General features: G+C 53.5%; 17 protein-coding genes and 1 tRNA gene. 13 read left to right on the forward strand and 5 right to left on the reverse strand.

The features are described from left to right. Nucleotides 1-406 precede the first annotated feature (406 nt). From mepS to yejF, 6 genes are all read left to right on the forward strand, one after another. Nucleotides 407-976, forward strand: a complete 570-nt coding sequence (gene mepS / locus ACMGG3_RS11255; protein WP_014170930.1) for a bifunctional murein DD-endopeptidase/murein LD-carboxypeptidase — start codon at nt 407-409, stop codon at nt 974-976. A 127-nt stretch (nt 977-1,103) separates the two neighbouring features. Beyond that, the gene (locus ACMGG3_RS11260) at nt 1,104-2,645 is read left to right on the forward strand and encodes a cyclic di-GMP phosphodiesterase (protein WP_020883182.1); all 1,542 of its coding nucleotides are present in this window, start codon (nt 1,104-1,106) and stop codon (nt 2,643-2,645) included. A 77-nt stretch (nt 2,646-2,722) separates the two neighbouring features. Further along, nucleotides 2,723-4,528, forward strand: coding sequence for an extracellular solute-binding protein (locus tag ACMGG3_RS11265; RefSeq protein WP_020883181.1), 1,806 nt, complete (start codon nt 2,723-2,725; stop codon nt 4,526-4,528). Nucleotides 4,529-4,537: 9 nt separating this feature from the next. After that, complete coding sequence (locus ACMGG3_RS11270) at nt 4,538-5,632, forward strand: microcin C ABC transporter permease YejB (protein ID WP_014170933.1); 1,095 nt, start codon at nt 4,538-4,540, stop codon at nt 5,630-5,632. Next, nucleotides 5,632-6,657 carry an ABC transporter permease gene (locus ACMGG3_RS11275; RefSeq protein WP_014170934.1) on the forward strand — a complete coding sequence of 342 codons (1,026 nt, stop codon included), beginning with the start codon at nt 5,632-5,634 and terminating at the stop codon, nt 6,655-6,657. Before ACMGG3_RS11270 ends, ACMGG3_RS11275 begins: the two co-directional genes overlap by 1 nt. Nucleotide 6,658: 1 nt before the next feature. Continuing rightward, on the forward strand, nt 6,659-8,248 hold the full coding sequence (gene yejF, locus ACMGG3_RS11280; RefSeq protein ID WP_040018007.1) for a microcin C ABC transporter ATP-binding protein YejF: 1,590 nt from the start codon (nt 6,659-6,661) through the stop codon (nt 8,246-8,248). Nucleotides 8,249-8,251: 3 nt separating this feature from the next. Here yejF and ACMGG3_RS11285 read toward each other — a convergent pair whose 3' ends face one another. From ACMGG3_RS11285 to rsuA, 3 genes are all read right to left on the reverse strand, one after another. Continuing rightward, nucleotides 8,252-8,596, reverse strand: a complete 345-nt coding sequence (locus ACMGG3_RS11285; RefSeq protein ID WP_014170936.1) for a YejG family protein — start codon at nt 8,594-8,596, stop codon at nt 8,252-8,254. A gap of 280 nt (nt 8,597-8,876) precedes the next feature. Then, nucleotides 8,877-10,073, reverse strand: a complete 1,197-nt coding sequence (locus tag ACMGG3_RS11290) for a Bcr/CflA family multidrug efflux MFS transporter (RefSeq protein ID WP_014170937.1) — start codon at nt 10,071-10,073, stop codon at nt 8,877-8,879. Nucleotides 10,074-10,088: 15 nt separating this feature from the next. Beyond that, the gene (gene rsuA / locus ACMGG3_RS11295) at nt 10,089-10,796 is read right to left on the reverse strand and encodes a 16S rRNA pseudouridine(516) synthase RsuA (protein ID WP_014170938.1); all 708 of its coding nucleotides are present in this window, start codon (nt 10,794-10,796) and stop codon (nt 10,089-10,091) included. A gap of 151 nt (nt 10,797-10,947) precedes the next feature. Here rsuA and ACMGG3_RS11300 point away from each other — a divergent pair, with 151 nt between their 5' ends. Then, nucleotides 10,948-12,708, forward strand: a complete 1,761-nt coding sequence (locus tag ACMGG3_RS11300) for a DEAD/DEAH box helicase (RefSeq protein ID WP_020883178.1) — start codon at nt 10,948-10,950, stop codon at nt 12,706-12,708. A 125-nt stretch (nt 12,709-12,833) separates the two neighbouring features. Beyond that, nucleotides 12,834-13,118 carry a 50S ribosomal protein L25 gene (gene rplY, locus ACMGG3_RS11305; protein WP_014170941.1) on the forward strand — a complete coding sequence of 95 codons (285 nt, stop codon included), beginning with the start codon at nt 12,834-12,836 and terminating at the stop codon, nt 13,116-13,118. Nucleotides 13,119-13,172: 54 nt separating this feature from the next. Here the strand turns inward: rplY and yejK are convergent, their stop codons facing one another. Continuing rightward, on the reverse strand, nt 13,173-14,180 hold the full coding sequence (gene yejK, locus ACMGG3_RS11310) for a nucleoid-associated protein YejK (protein WP_014170942.1): 1,008 nt from the start codon (nt 14,178-14,180) through the stop codon (nt 13,173-13,175). 134 nt (nt 14,181-14,314) lie between these two features. Here yejK and ACMGG3_RS11315 point away from each other — a divergent pair, with 134 nt between their 5' ends. The 5 genes from ACMGG3_RS11315 (at nt 14,315) to ACMGG3_RS11335 (ending at nt 17,346) form a co-directional block, all read left to right on the forward strand. Beyond that, the gene (locus ACMGG3_RS11315) at nt 14,315-14,542 is read left to right on the forward strand and encodes a YejL family protein (RefSeq protein ID WP_001135586.1); all 228 of its coding nucleotides are present in this window, start codon (nt 14,315-14,317) and stop codon (nt 14,540-14,542) included. 19 nt (nt 14,543-14,561) lie between these two features. Next, nucleotides 14,562-16,322: an LPS biosynthesis-modulating metalloenzyme YejM gene (yejM, locus tag ACMGG3_RS11320; RefSeq protein WP_032680580.1), complete on the forward strand. Its 1,761-nt coding sequence runs from the start codon at nt 14,562-14,564 to the stop codon at nt 16,320-16,322. 72 nt (nt 16,323-16,394) lie between these two features. Further along, a tRNA-Pro gene (locus ACMGG3_RS11325) sits at nt 16,395-16,471 on the forward strand. A gap of 184 nt (nt 16,472-16,655) precedes the next feature. Beyond that, nucleotides 16,656-16,895 (forward strand): DinI family protein, encoded by a 240-nt coding sequence (locus ACMGG3_RS11330; RefSeq protein ID WP_014170944.1) that lies wholly within the window; start codon nt 16,656-16,658, stop codon nt 16,893-16,895. Nucleotides 16,896-17,019: 124 nt separating this feature from the next. Beyond that, complete coding sequence (locus ACMGG3_RS11335; protein WP_032681961.1) at nt 17,020-17,346, forward strand: NIPSNAP family containing protein; 327 nt, start codon at nt 17,020-17,022, stop codon at nt 17,344-17,346. A gap of 305 nt (nt 17,347-17,651) precedes the next feature. On the opposite strand, the gene ACMGG3_RS11340 is transcribed toward ACMGG3_RS11335, so the two are convergent. Further along, complete coding sequence (locus ACMGG3_RS11340) at nt 17,652-18,002, reverse strand: hypothetical protein (protein ID WP_025203612.1); 351 nt, start codon at nt 18,000-18,002, stop codon at nt 17,652-17,654. Between the last annotated feature and the right edge of the window lie 112 nt (nt 18,003-18,114).

The following is an 18,114-nucleotide window of genomic DNA, read 5'->3' on the forward strand; positions in this document are numbered from 1 at the left end:
TTAACACTATGCATCAGGGATCGTTTTGATCCCTGATGCACTTTTCTCCCGTTTCGCCCCCTCCCGTCATCATTTCGTCACAATATTCGTGATAAAAATGAATGTGTTGCACGGTTTTTAACCTTGATCGTGCGCTTTTTGAACAATTATCAATTTTTACTTTCTGTATCACAATTTCTTATAAAAAAAAGGCTTTTTTTGCTCGCAATACCCCAGGCAATCGGTTAATCTCGAACTCGTTTTGCCCCATAGAGATAATTATTTCGCTGGTGAATAAATTTGTGCGCTACGCCACAAATGTGATCAGAAAGAATTGTCTCATTGTGAACAGATAATTAGTCTCGTCACGTTTGGCATTTTTTATAACGATATTTGTCGTTAAGGACTTCAAGGGATAATAAACAAAATGGTCAAATCTCAACCGATTTTGAGATATATCTTACGGGGGATCCCGGCGATAGCAGTGGCGGTACTGTTATCTGCATGTAGTACATCGAACACCGCAAAGAATATGCATCCTGAGACGCGTGTTGTGGGAATGGAAGATTCCTCGTCACTGCAAGCCTCTCAGGATGAATTTGAAAATATGGTACGTAATCTGGACGTGAAGTCCCGTATTATGGACCAGTATGCTGACTGGAAAGGCGTGCGTTATCGTCTTGGCGGCAGCACCAAAAAAGGCATTGATTGTTCCGGTTTCGTACAGCGTACTTTCCGTGAGCAGTTTGGGTTAGATCTTCCGCGTTCAACCTACGAACAGCAGGAGATGGGCAAGTCGATTTCACGCACTAAACTGCGCACCGGGGATTTAGTCCTGTTCCGTGCGGGTTCGACAGGTCGACATGTTGGCATTTACATTGGCAATGACCAGTTTGTACATGCCTCCACCAGCAGCGGTGTGACCATTTCCAGCATGAACGAACCTTACTGGAAGAAGCGCTATAACGAAGCGCGCCGCGTACTGACCCGCAGTTAAAATAATCATTGTATCGTTGGTTATCCCTTGGCCGGCGATATGATAAAAAAAAGCACTGCTTCGGCGGTGTTTTTTTTTGCCCGTTACACTGAATACATTCAGCGGCAATCCAGGAACCACGACGTCTATGTTCACCCGCTACTTCTCCAGTAATCGCAAGATACTTTTCCTCAGCCTTATCACCGGCCTGATCACAGCCCTGCTCCTGGGTTCATTGCAATTTTTCTGGAGCTACCACAAGCGGGAAGTCAGATTCGACACCCTGATTGACGACGTGAGCATCTACATGGAAAGCTACTTCGATGAGTTAAAAAGCTCTATCGATCTCCTTCAGCCGCTCACGCTGAACAGCTGCCACGACGTCAACGCTGAGCTGACCTCTCGCGCGGCCTTTAGCCTTAACGTGCGCGCCTTTTTGCTGGTCAGGGATAAACTGGCGTACTGCTCTTCAGCCACCGGTCCGATGAACGTCCCGATGGAAGAGCTGATACCCGAGCTGCACATCGATAAACAGATTGATATGGCATTACTGCCGGGCACACCGATGATGCCGCACAGACCCGCGATTGCCATCTGGTATCGAAATCCGCTGGTGAAGGACGGCGGCGTGTTTACTTCGGTAAACATCAACCTGACTCCCTATATGCTTTACACCGCACGCCAGAACGAGTTCGCGGGCATTGCCATCATTATTGGCGACAATGCGTTGTCGACCAGGTCCGCCACACTGGTTAAGGCACAGGATTTACATGAAACGCCGGCACGCACCGCGACCCTAAAAGAGGTTCCGCTGACGATCAAACTGTACGCCGAAGAGTGGACGAGCGATGAAATCCTGTTCGCGGTGTTCTTTGGACTGGTCTGCGGGATCGCGGCCGGCTCGCTTAATTTCTATATCCTCACCACGCGTCTTAACCCAGGCAAAGAGATCCTGAGCGCCATTAAACGCGGTCAGTTTTATGTGGTGTATCAGCCTGTTGTGGATGCCGAGACGCTGCAAATGCGTGGTGTCGAAGTCCTGATGCGCTGGAAACACCCGACGATGGGGGAAATTCCGCCTGATGCCTTTATCAACTTCGCCGAAGCGCAGAAGCTGATTGTGCCGCTGACGCTGCATCTCTTTGACCTCATCATTCGCGACGCGCCGGTATTACAGACCCTTCTGCCGCCGGGCGCAAAACTGGGCATTAACATTGCGCCGGGGCATCTTCATGCGGAAAGCTTCAAAGAGGATATGCGCACTTTCCTGGACTTAATGCCGCCGGATCATTTCCAGATCGTGCTGGAAATCACCGAGCGCGACATGGTTAACCATCGGGAAGCCAACAATCTTTTCGAATGGCTGCACAATGAAGGCTTTGAAATTGCGATTGATGATTTTGGTACCGGCCACAGTGCGCTGATTTACCTTGAGCGTTTCACCATGGATTACATCAAAATTGACCGGGGTTTTGTCAACGCGATCGGGACGGAAACCGTGACCTCCCCGGTGCTTGATGCCGTACTCACCCTGGCAAGACGACTGAATATGTCGACCGTCGCCGAAGGGGTGGAAACGCCGGAGCAGGCAGCCTGGCTGCGCGAACATGGCGTTGTTTTCCTTCAGGGTTACTGGATTAGCCGCCCGATGCCGCTGGAGCAGTTCCGCCAATGGCAGCCTGAACGTTGAATGATTTCACATTGCCCGTGACGTCACTTATTATTCAGCTTAACTGAGCCGGTCAGTCGAAAGGGAGCCGCCGCGAGATGCTTATGCGCTTTATGTTGCTGCTGTTGGCATTAACGAGCCTGTCCAGCCAGGCGCAAACCATCAAAGAGAACATCGCGTTCTCCGTGATTGGTGAGCCAAAGTACGCGGTCAATTTTACGCACTTTGATTACGTCAACCCTGGCGCGCCAAAAGGCGGGAACGTGACCCTCTCCGCCACGGGGACGTTCGACAACTTCAACCGCTTCGCCCTGCGCGGCGTGGCGGCAGCGCGAACAGAATCGCTCTACGATACGCTGTTTGTTACGTCTGATGATGAACCCGGCAGTTACTACCCGCTGATTGCCGACAACGTACGTTACGCGGATAACTTCGCGTGGGCGGAAATTTCGATTAACCCACGGGCGCGTTTTCACGATGGGACGCCGGTCAAAGCCAGCGACATTGCCTTCACATTTCACAAATTTATGACTGAGGGCGTTCCCCAGTTCCGCATTGTCTACAAAGGCGTTACGGTCAAAGCCATTGCCCCGCTCACGGTGCGTATTGAGCTGAGTGAGCCGAATAAAGAGAACATGCTCAGCCTGTTCTCCCTGCCCGTGATGCCTGAATCGTTCTGGAAAGATCACAAACTTAGCGACCCGCTCTCCACGCCCCCGCTGGCGGGTGGCCCATACCGCATCACCGACTGGCGCATGGGGCAGTATGTTGTCTATTCCCGGGTCAAAGACTACTGGGCGGCAAACCTGCCGGTAAACCGTGGCCGCTGGAATTTTGATACCCTTCGCTACGATTATTACCTTGACGATAACGTGGCATTTGAAGCCTTCAAAGCCGGTGCGTTCGATATGCGCGTGGAGAGCAGCGCTAAAAACTGGGCGACACGGTATATCGGCAAAAACTTCGCTAACGGGTATATCGTTAAAGACGAGCATAAAAACGCGTCCGCTCAGGATACGCGCTGGCTGGCGTTTAATATTCAGCGTCCGGTATTTACTGACCGCCGGGTGCGGGAAGCCATTACCCTGGCCTTTGATTTTGAATGGATGAACAAAGCGCTATTTTACGGCGCTTACAGCCGGGCAAATAGCTATTTCCAGAACACTGAATATGCCGCTCGCGATTACCCAAAAGCGGACGAACTTGTCCTGCTGGCACCGCTGAAAGCAGAACTGCCACCGGAGGTGTTCACGACGGTATTTCAGCCTCCGGCGTCAAAGGGCGACGGCTACGATCGCGACAACCTGCTTAAAGCCAGTAAACTGCTGGATGACGCAGGCTGGCCACTGAAGAATCAAAAACGCGTCGATTCCAGAACGGGCAAACCGTTAAGCTTTGAGCTGCTGCTTGCGTCCGGAAGCAACGATCAGTGGGTGCTGCCGTTTAAGCACAATCTTGAACGGCTGGGGATTACCATGAACATTCGCCAGGTCGACAACGCGCAGCTCACCAACCGCAAACGCAGCCGTGATTACGACATGATGCAAACCCTGTGGCCCGCGCAGCCGTGGCCCAGTTCGGATCTGCAAATCTCCTGGGCATCCAGCTATATCGACTCCTCCTACAATGCGCCGGGGGTGAAAAGCCCGGCGATTGATGCCTTGATTGCGAAAATTGTGGCGGCGCAGGGTGATAAAGAAAAACTCCTGCCGCTGGGACGCGCCCTCGACAGGGTCTTAACCTGGAATTACTACATGCTGCCAATGTGGTATATGGGCGAAGACCGGCTTGCGCGCTGGGACAAGTTCTCCGAGCCTGCCGTACGCCCTGTCTATTCACTGGGCTTCGACACCTGGTGGTATGACGTTAACAAAGCCGCCAGACTTCCCGCTGAGCGGCGATAAGGAATCATCATGGGTGCGTATCTGATCCGCCGTCTCCTGCTGATTATCCCGACCCTCTGGGCAATCATCACGATTAACTTTTTTATTGTGCAAATCGCGCCCGGCGGCCCGGTCGACCAGGCTATTGCAGCCATTGAATTTGGCAACAGCGGCGGCATGCCTGGCGGCGGTGGCGAAGGAATGGGCGCGAGCCATGCCCGCACCGGCCTGGGAAATATCAGTGAAAGCCATTATCGCGGCGGACGTGGCCTGGATCCGGAAGTCATCGCCGAGATCACCCATCGTTATGGCTTCGACAAACCGCTTCACGAGCGGTATTTCAACATGCTCTGGGACTACCTCCGCTTTGATTTTGGCGACAGCCTGTTTCGCAGCGCGTCAGTTTTAACATTGATTAAGCAAAGTCTGCCGGTGTCGATTACCCTGGGGCTGTGGGGAACGTTGATTATTTATCTCGTCTCTATTCCCCTGGGGATCCGTAAAGCGGTTCACAACGGCAGCCGCTTCGATGTCTGGAGCAGCACGTTTATCATCATCGGCTATGCCATTCCGGCGTTTCTGTTTGCCGTTCTGTTGATTGTCTTTTTTGCCGGTGGCAGCTATTTCGATATCTTTCCGCTGCGGGGGCTGGTGTCAGCGGATTTCAGCACCCTGCCCTGGTACAAGAAGATCACCGATTATTTCTGGCACATCACGCTGCCGGTGCTTGCGACCGTCATTGGCGGCTTTGCGGCCCTGACCATGTTGACCAAAAACGCCTTTCTCGATGAAATCCGTAAACAGTACGTTGTGACTGCCCGTGCGAAGGGCGTCGGCGAAAAGCAGATCATGTGGAAACATGTCTTTCGCAACGCCATGCTGCTGGTGATTGCCGGATTTCCTGCCACGTTCATCAGTATGTTTTTTACCGGCTCGCTGCTGATAGAGGTGATGTTCTCTCTCAACGGACTGGGCTTGCTGGGATATGAAGCCACCGTGTCGCGCGATTATCCGGTCATGTTTGGCACACTTTATATCTTCACCCTGATTGGCCTGCTGCTGAATATCATCAGCGATATCAGCTATACGCTGGTTGATCCCCGAATTGATTTTGAGGGCCGCTGATGCCGCGTTTAAGCCCCGTCAACCAGGCCCGATGGGCCCGTTTTCGCCACAACCGCCGCGGCTACTGGTCGCTGTGGATCTTTGCCGTCCTGTTTGTCTTAAGCATGTGTTCGGAATTGATTGCCAACGATAAACCGCTGCTGGTGCACTTTAACGACCGCTGGTATGTGCCCGTTCTCACCCAATACAGCGAAAGCGATTTTGGTGGCCCGTTTGCGACGCCCGCTGAATATCAGGATCCGTGGCTTCGCCAGCAAATTGAACAGCACGGCTGGGCACTCTGGGCGCCGGTGCGTTTTGGCGCAAACAGCATTAACTTTGCGACCACCACCCCCTTCCCTTCCCCGCCTTCCGCGCAAAACTGGCTGGGAACGGATGCCAACGGTGGCGATGTGCTGGCACGCATCCTCTACGGCACGCGGATCTCGATCCTCTTTGGGCTAATGCTGACCGTCTTTTCCAGCGTGATGGGCGTGGTAGCAGGTGCCGTTCAGGGCTACTACGGCGGGAAAATCGACCTGTGGGGTCAACGTTTTATTGAAGTCTGGTCAGGCATGCCGACGCTGTTTCTGATCATTCTGCTTTCAAGCGTGGTACAGCCAAACTTCTGGTGGCTGTTAGGCATTACCGTCATCTTCGGCTGGATGGCGCTGGTAGGCGTGGTGCGGGCGGAATTCCTGCGCACCCGTAATTACGATTACATTCGCGCTGCCCAGGTGCTGGGGGTGAGCGACCGCGGGATCATTTTCCGCCATATGCTTCCTAACGCCGTGGTAGCGACCCTCACCTTCCTGCCGTTTATTCTGTGCAGTTCCATCACTACCCTCACCTCGCTTGATTTCCTTGGCTTCGGGCTCCCTCTCGGTTCCCCGTCGCTCGGCGAGCTACTGCTGCAGGGCAAGAACAACCTGCAGGCACCGTGGTTAGGCATCACCGCCTTTCTTGCCGTGGCCGTGCTGCTTTCACTGCTGATTTTTATTGGCGAAGCCGTGCGCGATGCTTTTGATCCCAACAAGGCGGTATAAGATGACGCAGCCCCTTCTCAGTATTGATAACCTGTCGATTGCCTTTTCGAAACAGGGTGAGGCGCGTACCGTGGTCACGGAGTTGTCGCTGCAGATCCAGCGCGGCGAAACGCTGGCGCTGGTAGGCGAGTCAGGATCCGGCAAGAGCGTATCGGCACTGTCGATCCTGCGCCTGCTTCCGTCTCCGCCCGTCAGCTATCCGCAAGGCGACATTCTGTTTCACGGTCGCTCGCTGCTGCATGCCGATGAAAAAACCCTGCGCGGAATTCGCGGCAATAACATTGCCATGATTTTCCAGGAGCCGATGGTCTCCCTTAACCCACTGCACACGCTGGAAAAACAGCTCTATGAAGTGCTGTCCCTGCACCGGGGCATGCGCAAAGAGGCGGCGCGGGGGGAGATTCTGGATTGTCTTGAACGAACCGGCATTCGCAATGCCGCAAAACGGCTGAACGATTTCCCCCATCAGCTTTCCGGCGGCGAACGTCAGCGGGTGATGATTGCAATGGCCCTGCTCACGCGACCCGAACTGTTGATTGCCGATGAGCCCACCACCGCGCTGGACGTGACGGTGCAGGCGCAAATTCTGCGGCTGCTGCGGGAGCTGCGTGACGAACTGAACATGAGCCTGCTGTTTATCACCCATAATCTCAGCATTGTGAGAAAGCTCGCCGACAGCGTCGCCGTGATGCAAAACGGACGCTGCGTCGAGCAGAACACCGCAGCCACCCTGCTGAAAGCGCCTCAGCACCCCTATACGCAGCGTCTGCTTGATAGCGAGCCCACGGGTGACCCGGTTCCCCTGCCGGCTGACAGCGCGCCGTTGCTGCGCGTTGAGGGGCTGGGCGTGTCGTTTCCTGTTCGCAAAGGGATTCTGCGGCGCATCGTCGACCAGAATCCGGTATTGAAAAATATCCATTTTTCCCTGCGTCCGGGCGAATCGCTGGGGCTGGTGGGCGAGTCCGGTTCGGGGAAAAGCACCACCGGCCTGGCACTGCTGCGCTTAATCGCCTCGCAGGGTGAGATCCTCTTTGACGGTATGCCGCTGCACAACTGGAACCGTCGCCAGATGTTGCCCGTTCGTCCCCGCATGCAGGTTGTGTTTCAGGATCCAAACTCCTCGCTTAACCCACGGCTGAACGTATTACAGATTGTCGAAGAGGGTCTGCGCGTTCATCAGCCGGCATTGACCGTCCGGCAGCGGGAAGAAGAAGTGATACGCGTTATGGCAGAAGTTGGCTTAGATCCGGATACCCGGCACCGCTACCCGGCTGAATTTTCCGGCGGTCAGCGCCAGCGTATCGCCATTGCCCGCGCGCTGATCCTCAAACCGGAGCTGATCATTCTGGATGAACCGACGTCGTCGCTGGACAGAACCGTTCAGGCTCAGATCCTGGCATTACTGAAAGGATTGCAGGAAAAGCACAGGCTGGCCTATATCTTTATCAGCCATGATTTACAGGTTGTGCGGGCGTTATGCCATCAGGTGATTGTGTTGCGACAGGGAGAAGTGGTCGAGCAGGGAGAGTGCCAGCGCGTATTTGCTGCGCCAACGCAGAGCTACACGCGCCAGCTGTTGTCCGCAGACTAGCGCTCAGAAAGGATACTGGCCCGAGAAAGGCTCAGCAATAGCAACACCAAAGTTTTTCAGACGGCAGGTCGCGGCAAATTCATCCTGGCTTTTCACGAACAGGCAGGGTTCACCTTCACACTCCAGTACGGAGCTGTCCACTTCAATATCCGTCAGGGCCTCGCTGAGACGCTCCATGACTCGCCATGCATTTTCGTCGCTCGGGCTCAGCAGCTTAAGTGCAACCAGACAATTCTCGCAACCCGCGACGCTTTGCGGAATCGGTTCAACTTTCGAACCTGCAAAACCCGCCGACCAGCGATAGCTCTGGGGCAAGCGATGGACTATGGAGAGTTGTAATGTATTCACGTTCGTTCCCCGGAAGCAAAATTTACTTCACAATTTATTTACATTTATAGTAACACATCATCGCCAGCCTGCACTATTCGGCGCTTTTTTATAGGTGTTCAGGCTCGCGTCGGCGCTATATGTACCCGTTTCTGCGATCTAACTCAACCTTTTTAAATACAATGATGTGACTTTTTACACAAATAGATTTTACATAAAAGAAACAAACACAGGGTAAACGAACGCAGCTTTGGTTGATGTGTGTCAACAAAAAAGGCCCTGACTGGGCCTTATTTGCGCGTTAGCTGGCCACCTTTCGCGGCCGACTGGCGTAGAGATAGAAAAGAATGGAGCTGGTTGCACAAAACGCCATCGCCCACAGCATCGGCCAGGCCGTATTAAACGTGGCCATCGACAGTAACGCCCCGACGATGGCACCGATGCCAAAGCGGAATGTTCCGGCCAGCGACGAGGCGGTGCCTGCCATATGCGGGAATTCGTCGAGGATCACCGCCATCGCATTGGAGGAAACCATCGACACGCAGCCGACGAAGGCCGCAACCCCCACCACCAGCGCCCAGAAGCCCACGCCTGTAAAAGCACTCAGCACCAGCCAGATAGCCATCACAAACTGGATCCAAAGCCCGGCGCGGAACATGTTCAACGCCCCGACTCGGCGGACAAAGCGGCTGTTAATGATGGTCATAATGAACAGGAAGACGATGTTGAGCGCAAAGTAATAACCGAAGTGCTGCGGAGAAACATGGTTCAGTTCGATATAGACAAACGGCCCGGCGCTCAGGAATGAGAACATCCCGGCGAAGCTGAAACCGCTCGCCAGCATATAGCTCAGCACGCGCTTATGGCGAAACAGTGAGGCGAAATTCCCCATTGTGGTTCGGATGTGGAACTTCTGTCGGCGCTCCGCGGGTAGCGTTTCATCAATAAAGAAGAAGATCATTGCCGAGGCCAGCAGCGCGGCAAGCGCCAGGATCCAGAAAATCACATGCCAGCTGAACCATACCAGCACCGCACCGCCGGCCATAGGGGCCACCAGCGGTGCAATCGTCGTCACCAGCATCACGAACGACATCATCCGGGAGAACTCTTCTTTCGGGTAGATATCGCGCATCAGGGCATTGATCACCACACTTGCCGCTGCCGCCGCCAGACCGTGGAAAAAGCGCATGACAATCAGTTGATCGATGGTTTGCGCCTGCGCACAGGCCACCGCCGCCCCTGCAAAAATCAGGGTCCCGCCAAGAATAACGGGCTTGCGGCCAAAGCTGTCCGCCATCGGGCCATAAAACAGCTGACCGAGGGCAAAACCGAGAATATAGGTGCTGAGCGTCATCTGCGCGCTGCCTGCCGGTACGCCAAACTGCGCGGAAATAACCGGCAGTGCAGGCAGATACATATCAATAGACAGCGGCATCAGCATGGCCAGCAGGCCAAGAATGAAGACGATTTTGAACGACGAGTGTGGCCTGGTGGTCACAGAGTTCTCCTGAAATTAATGCGAAGGCAGACCAACGCTGGCGATCTCTTCTTCCGTTAACGGGCGATATTCGCCGGGCGCCAGCTCAGGATCGAGTTCAATTGCGCCAATACGTTCACGATGCAGACCGACAACGTGGTTACCCACCGCGGCAAACATACGCTTCACCTGATGGTAGCGCCCTTCACTGATGGTCAGACGAACCTCGGTAGGCGCGATCACTTCGAGCACGGCAGGCCGGGTCAGATCTTTTTCATTATGCAACTGAACCCCGTTGGCAAATTGTTCTGCCGTGTCATCCGCGACCGGAGACTCCAGCGTCACCCGATACGTCTTCTCGCAGTGATGACGGGGAGACGTGATACGGTGCGACCACTGCCCGTCGTCGGTCATCAGCACCAGCCCGGTGGTGTCGATATCAAGACGGCCAGCGGCATGCAGCTTGTGCGCGACCGGTTCGTCGAGGAAATAAAGCACCGTTGGATGATCCGGATCGTCCGTAGAACAGACATAGCCTTCCGGCTTATTGAGCATGAAATAGCGCGGCCCATGCTGTTGGGTCAGCGGGTTGCCGTCATATTCAACCTGATGGTCAGGCTGGAGTTTGAACGCAGTGTCTTTCACAATGTCGCCATCCACGGTAACGCGGCTGGCGCGAATTTCACGCCCGGCAATAGCGCGGCTTACGCCGAGTTGCTGAGCGATAAACTTATCAAGTCGCATGAAATCTTTTTAGCCTTAATGGTGCTGGAAGTCGGACAACAGGTCCGAAAAAGAAGCAGTCTGGAATGGCTCAGTATAATGGTCTGGTTGCGCCACTCAAGGGAAAAAGTTTCGTGGCATACTATATGCGAAATAACTAAACCGAGACCCCATGACTTTTACACTTCGTCCTTATCAGCAGGAAGCCGTTGACGCCACTCTCGCCTGGTTTCGTAAACACCAGGCACCGGCGGCCATTGTGCTTCCGACCGGTGCTGGCAAAAGCCTGGTGATCGCCGAACTGGCGCGTCTGGCACGCGGACGCGTGCTGGTGCTGGCCCACGTCAAAGAGCTGGTGGCGCAAAACCATGCCAAGTATTGCGCGCTCGGGCTGGAAGCTGACATTTTCGCTGCCGGGCTAAAGCGTAAAGAGAGCCACGGCAAAGTGGTCTTTGGCAGCGTACAGTCGGTGGCCCGCAACCTTGATCTGTTTCGCAGTGAGTTTTCGCTGCTGATTGTCGACGAGTGTCACCGCATCAGCGATGACGACGACAGCCAGTATCAGCAAATCCTCACTCACCTGAAAGAGGTGAACCCGCACCTTCGCCTGCTTGGCCTGACGGCGACCCCGTTTCGCCTGGGTAAAGGCTGGATCTATCGCTACCATTATCACGGCATGGTGCGCGGCGACGAGAAAGCGCTGTTCAGCGACTGTATCTATGAACTTCCTTTGCGCTACATGATCAAGCATGGCTACCTGACGCCGCCCGAGCGGCTGGACATGCCGGTAGTGCAGTACGATTTCAGCCGGTTACAGGCGCAGAGCAACGGGTTATTCAGCGAAGCGGAGTTGAACCAGGAGCTGAAAAAGCAAAAGCGCATTACCCCGCATATCATTAGCCAGATAGAAGAGTTCGCCGCGACGCGCAAAGGGGTCATGATCTTTGCCGCCACCGTGGAGCATGCGCGAGAAATTACCGGGCTGCTGCCCGCCGAGGACGCGGCCTTAATCACCGGCGAGACGCCCGGGCCGGAGCGCGACCGCCTGATCGACGCCTTCAAAGCGCAACAATTCCGCTATCTGGTGAACGTGTCGGTGTTAACCACCGGGTTTGATGCCCCGCATGTCGATCTGATTGCCATTTTACGTCCGACCGAATCGGTCAGTCTTTATCAGCAGATTGTGGGGCGCGGCCTGCGCCTGGCGCCCGGGAAAACCGACTGTCTTATTCTGGATTACGCCGGTAACCCGCACGATCTCTACTCTCCGGAAGTCGGCACGCCAAAAGGCAAAAGCGACAACGTCCCCGTTCAGGTCTTTTGTCCTGCCTGTGGTTTTGCCAACACCTTCTGGGGTAAAACCACCGCAGACGGCACGCTGATTGAACATTTTGGCCGCCGCTGTCAGGGCTGGTTTGAAGATGACGAAGGACATCGCGAACAGTGCGATTTCCGTTTCCGCTTTAAAAACTGCCCGCAGTGCAATGCGGAAAACGATATTGCCGCCCGTCGCTGTCGCGAATGCGATACGGTTCTGGTCGATCCTGATGACATGCTAAAAGCAGCGCTGAAGTTAAAAGATGCGCTGGTGCTGCGCTGTTCCGGTATGGCACTGCAACCCGGCGCGGATGACAAAGGCGAGTGGCTGAAAATCACCTATTACGATGAAGACGGCGCAGACGTCAGCGAGCGCTTCAGGGTACATACGCCTGCCCAGCGTATGGCCTTCGAACAACTCTTTATTCGCCCGCACACCCGTACGCCCGGTGTACCGCTGCGCTGGATAACCGTGGCCGATATCGTGCGCCAGCAGGTGTTACTGCGCCACCCGGATTTTGTTGTGGCTCGTATGAAAGGACAGTTCTGGCAGGTTCGGGAAAAGGTGTTTGATTACGAAGGCCGTTTTCGTCGCGCCAACGAATTGCGCGGTTAAGGGGACTTTTCATTGATGTGAGGGGCATTTGAGTATAAAATGCCGCCCGCTTCATATCCGTGAAGCAGAACACTCACCTGCTGCTGGGTCGCCTGTAGTAGGGTTTAAAATACAGAGAGAAATCAATGTTTACTATCGAAGCAGAAGTACGTAACGTGCAGGGTAAGGGTGCGAGCCGCCGCCTGCGTAACGCTAACAAGTTCCCGGCTATCGTTTACGGTGGCGAAGCTGCTCCAGTTGCAATCGAACTGGATCACGACAAAGTGTGGAACCTGCAGAACAAACCTGAATTCTACAGCGAAGTTCTGACCATCGTTGTTGGCGGTAAAGAAGAAAAAGTGAAAGTTCAGGCTGTTCAGCGTCACGCGTTCAAGCCAAAAGTCACTCACATCGACTTCGTTCGCGCGTAATCGCAAACACGTCGAAAAAAAAGCCCCGCTTCTGCGGGGCTTTTTTTATGCCTGTTATTTCCCACCAGAGGTGCGGCGCTGAAGCTGATCGCGCAGGTTCGGCGGCGTGCCTTTGATGGTCAGCGTATCGGTGGCCGGATCCCAGAAGATGCGTTCACCCAACAGCATGGCATCAAAGTTGATGGTCAACCCACCGCCGCTACCGGCAAATTTAGTGAGCTGTCGCAGCGTACTGCGATCCGCCGGGAAGCTCTCTTCGAGCTCATAGCCTTTATCAGCGGTAAATTCCTGGAAGCTGACTTCACTGACGCCCGCCAGCTCTTTTGACAGCGACTCCAGCTCAATCTCTTCTCCCGCCTGCAGCTGTTCGTTGCAGTAACTGTACACCTGCTGGCGCACGGTCTGACGCTCAGATTTATCGAGCTGCGCTTCAGCGGTAAAGTCGTCAACCGCCTGCAGCAGCCCTTTGTTCTGCGCTTTGGCGTTAAGACCTTCGCTGGCGCCGAGGAAGTCCATAAAGAAATCAGCCACTTTACGACCGACGCGGCCTTTCAGGAAGGTCAGGTAGCGGGTCGATTCCGGGTTCGTTTCCCACTCGGTTAAATCGATACGCGCCACGATATCCGCATGGTTGATATCAAGATAGTGGGTAGAGCTGATATCCAGCTGCTCATTCACGCGCATGCTGCTTAAATTGTTCAGCACGGTGACCAGCAGATACTCTACTGCCAGGTAGCGATAGTGACAGAACAGGACGATACCGCCGTCTGCGAACGGGTATTTTGCCAGTTCGTCACGCAGACGTCCGGTGGCGGCGCGGCTAAACGCCAGGAAATCCTCTTCGCCCTGACGCTGCAGACGAAGACTATCAGCCAGTTCGCTCTCTTCGCTGAACAGACCATAGGCTTTATTTTTAGCACTGTAGACGCGGTGCAACTCCGCCATCATTTCCACAACGGTCGCCGTGGGTTCCAGTAACGAATCGCGAAGCACCACTTCAAGGGTTTGCTCATCACGCTTGATAAGCTGGTGCAAGGCAATCTGGTTGATTTCCAGACTCATGATAAACTCTCCTTTTAGACCGGGCGGTATTCAACCACCACCAGGTCATGTGTGCAACAACAGATAAAAAAGGGGAAAAAAAGCTGTCGCTACGGTAATATGTTGCCCTTTCATCAACAAACTGATTTTGATTTATGCCACAACATTCCCGCTACAGTGATGAACACGTTGAACAATTGCTCAGTGAGCTGGTCAACGTACTGGAAAAACATAAAACGCCGACCGATCTCTCCCTGATGGTTTTGGGAAATATGGTCACCAACCTTATCAATACCAGCGTTGCTCCGGCTCAGCGTCAGGCGATCGCCAAATCTTTCGCCCAGGCGTTACAGTCCTCCGTCAGCGACGACCAGGCCCATTAAGGGAAACGAACAACAGTTTATGGTGACGAATCGTCAGCGCTACCGTGAAAAAGTCTCCCAGATGGTCAGCTGGGGACACTGGTTTGCCCTGTTCAACATTCTGTTAGCGTCGGTCATTGGCTGTCGTTATCTGTTTGTCGCAGACTGGCCGACAACGCTAACCGGGCGTATTTACTCCTGGATGAGCGTTGTGGGTCACTTTAGCTTTTTGGTTTTCGCCACCTATCTGCTGATCCTGTTCCCCCTGACGTTTATCGTCATGTCGCAGCGGCTCATGCGCTTCTTGTCCGCTATCCTCGCGACGGCGGGGATAACGCTGCTGCTTATCGACAGCGAAGTCTTTACCCGTTTTCACCTGCATCTCAACCCCATCGTCTGGGAACTGGTGATCAACCCGGATCAAAACGAAACGGCCCGTGACTGGCAGCTGATGTTTATCAGCGTTCCGGTGATCCTGCTTATTGAGATGCTGTTTGCCACCTGGAGCTGGCAAAAACTGCGCAGCCTGACCCGGCGCCGCCATTACGCGAAGCCCGTTGCGACGCTCTTTTTCGTCTCCTTTATTAGCTCGCACATCATGTATATCTGGGCGGATGCGAACTTCTATCGCCCTATTACCATGCAGCGCGCTAACCTGCCGCTCTCTTATCCGATGACGGCCCGCCGTTTCCTCGAAAAACACGGCCTGCTGGATGCGCAGGAGTATCAGCGCCGTCTGGTCGAACAGGGTAATCCGGAAGCGGTCAGCGTTCAGTATCCGCTGAGCGAACTACGCTATCGCGATATGGGCCGCGGGCAAAACGTCCTGTTAATCACCGTCGATGGCCTGAATTATTCACGTTACGAGAAGCAGATGCCTGCTCTGGCTGATTTCGCCAGTAAGAACGTGACGTTTACACAGCATATGAGTTCCGGTAACTCGACCGACGCGGGTATCTTTGGTCTCTTCTACGGCATTTCAGCCGGATACATGGACGGCGTGCTGTCCGCCCGTATTCCTGCGGCACTGATCACCGGGCTTAATCAGCAGGGTTATCAGTTAGGGCTATTCTCATCGGATGGCTTTAACAGCGCGCTCTATCGCCAGGCGCTGCTGTCAGACTTCTCACTGCCGGCGGCACAGAGCCAGACAGATGAACAGACCGCCAGTCAGTGGATTAGCTGGCTGCAACGCTACGCCCAGGAAGATAACCGCTGGTTCTCGTGGGTTGCCTTAAACGGCACCAACCTTGAGGACACGAATCAGAAAGGCTTTGCGCGCCGCTACAGCCGCGCTGCCGGTGATGTTGATGCACAGATTGGCCGCGTGCTCGACGCGTTGCGCGAGTCTGGCAAGCTGGATAATACCGTCGTGATCGTCACGGCCGGTCATGGTATCCCGTTGGGTGACGAGACGAAGAGCATGGAGTGGTCGCGTCCAAATCTGCATGTTCCGCTGGTGATCCACTGGCCGGGAACGCCGGCGCAGCGCATCAATATGCTGACTGAACATAAAGATGTGATGACGACCCTGATGCAACGTCTGCTGCACGTCAGCACGCCAGCAAACGAATATTCACAGGGGCAGGATCTCTTCAGTGCCACCCGCCGCCATAACTGGGTGACGGCTGCCGGAGAGAGCACGCTGGTGGTGACTACGCCAGCGTTGACGCTGGTGCTGAACAATAATGGGAAGTATCAGACGTATAATCTGCAGGGTGAGCGGTTGAAAGACCAAAAACCGCAGCTGAGCCTGCTGCTGCAGGTCTTGACGGATGAGAAGCGCTTTATCGCTAACTGATTAATTATAAACCAGTTAGCAACAGATTCCCTTGCATTCAAAACGGAATCGAGTAGTATTCTTTTTATGCGTCGGCACGTAGCGCAGCCTGGTAGCGCACCGTCATGGGGTGTCGGGGGTCGGAGGTTCAAATCCTCTCGTGCCGACCAAAAATACTCTTTAAAACCAGCCACCTATGGCTGGTTTTTTATTGCATCATTTCTGATGGGAATCATTACCTGTAGTTTCAGCACCAACGGTCGACAACCCCCCTTAAAACACTCCGCCAAGCTTGACGCTGTATATTTTTACAGTAAAAATACCTCCCCCACTTGAAGTTATTACGGAGGTTTTATGTTTGTTGAATTGGTTTACGATAAGCGAAATGTTCAGGGTCTGGATGGAGCCAGAGAAATTATATTGGCCGAGCTTACGAAGCGAGTGCATAACATCTTCCCTGATGCTGAAGTGAAGGTTAAGCCTATGCAGGCTAACGGACTCAATAGCGATGCCAGTAAAAGCGATCGTGAAAAGTTGAACCGCATGCTGGAGGATATGTTTGAAGAGTCTGATATGTGGCTTACAAATGAATAAATTTCTTTGAAGCCCTCATATCGAATGTACTGGCGCGGACTTTAGCTGATAATTTTCCTTTGTGTAACACAATAACATTGGACAATCGACTTAGTGCGATACACCAACGTCTGGAGCAGTGATGATGAAAACAGTCGAGATACTGCAATACAATTTACACAAAGGCACCGGAGCATTTTTTCATAACGTCATGGCAGAAATTAGCGTTCCCCTACATCAACGCCATGGCATCGATGTGGTGTCATTTGGTAACTCTCTGCACGATCTTGATTGCTACTATCTCATTCGAGCCTTTGAAAGTATTGAAAATATGAATACAGTGCTTAATTCTTTCTACGCGAGCGCAGACTGGCGCTGCGGGCCTCGTGAGTCCATCATTGACTGCATCGAAACAAGCATTAAGACAGTAATTGATCTGCCACGAGTAAGTGTGGATGGGCTACGAGTGTAAGTCCAAATCTGTTACGTCGCGATTGAGCGTTTACTGCCATATTAGCTTTGGTTCGGTGTATTGAAACTGCCAAAACGATTCTGAGCTACTACATATCTAACCCTGCCCTGCCCCCCATTGATTAACTCACCGCGATGTTTGTAATGTCTTCATAAGCCACATGAGGACATCCCCAAGAAGCGTTTTTCCGACCAACATATTCTTGAAAACCGACCCTTCCGGGTTGTTTTTTTATTTCTGCAAAGAGAAATGGGTGTCATGTCACTCACTGGAAAAAAAGGGGCCCGTTTAGGCCCCCTGATGCGCTACTGTTTCACTTTGGCCTTTTCCTCATTGATGACGTTTAGCGCTGCTGCGGTGCAATCACCCTGAGCGATCCTGAGCGTGCCCGCCTGTTGGCGTTGCTCCAACAATGCGGAAAGCGTGTTGTAAACTTTCGTTTCGTGGTGGGCCTGTGCATAGCCCAACGCCTCGCAGATTTGAAAATCTGACATTGCCGCAACACGTTTACCATTCCCCCCCATGAAAGGCCGGGTGCTTAATGCATCCGTTTCGGGTTGAGAAGCAATGCAACATCCTGTAGTAGTCACCGCTGCCAGAATGATTAATATCCACTGAGCCTTTTTCATCAGTAACGCTTTTTTTAAGGGTTTCACTTAAAATACTTCCCAAATTCGACATGTTGTCGCCTGATTTCTTTCAGGTTTGCCACTATTCCAGCCATACACCAGCCACTGACAACCCCCAAAAACCACCCCATCAAGAGAT

The sequence above is a fragment of the Enterobacter sp. BNK-18 genome (assembly GCF_047456135.1).
Taxonomy (GTDB): domain Bacteria; phylum Pseudomonadota; class Gammaproteobacteria; order Enterobacterales; family Enterobacteriaceae; genus Enterobacter; species Enterobacter ludwigii.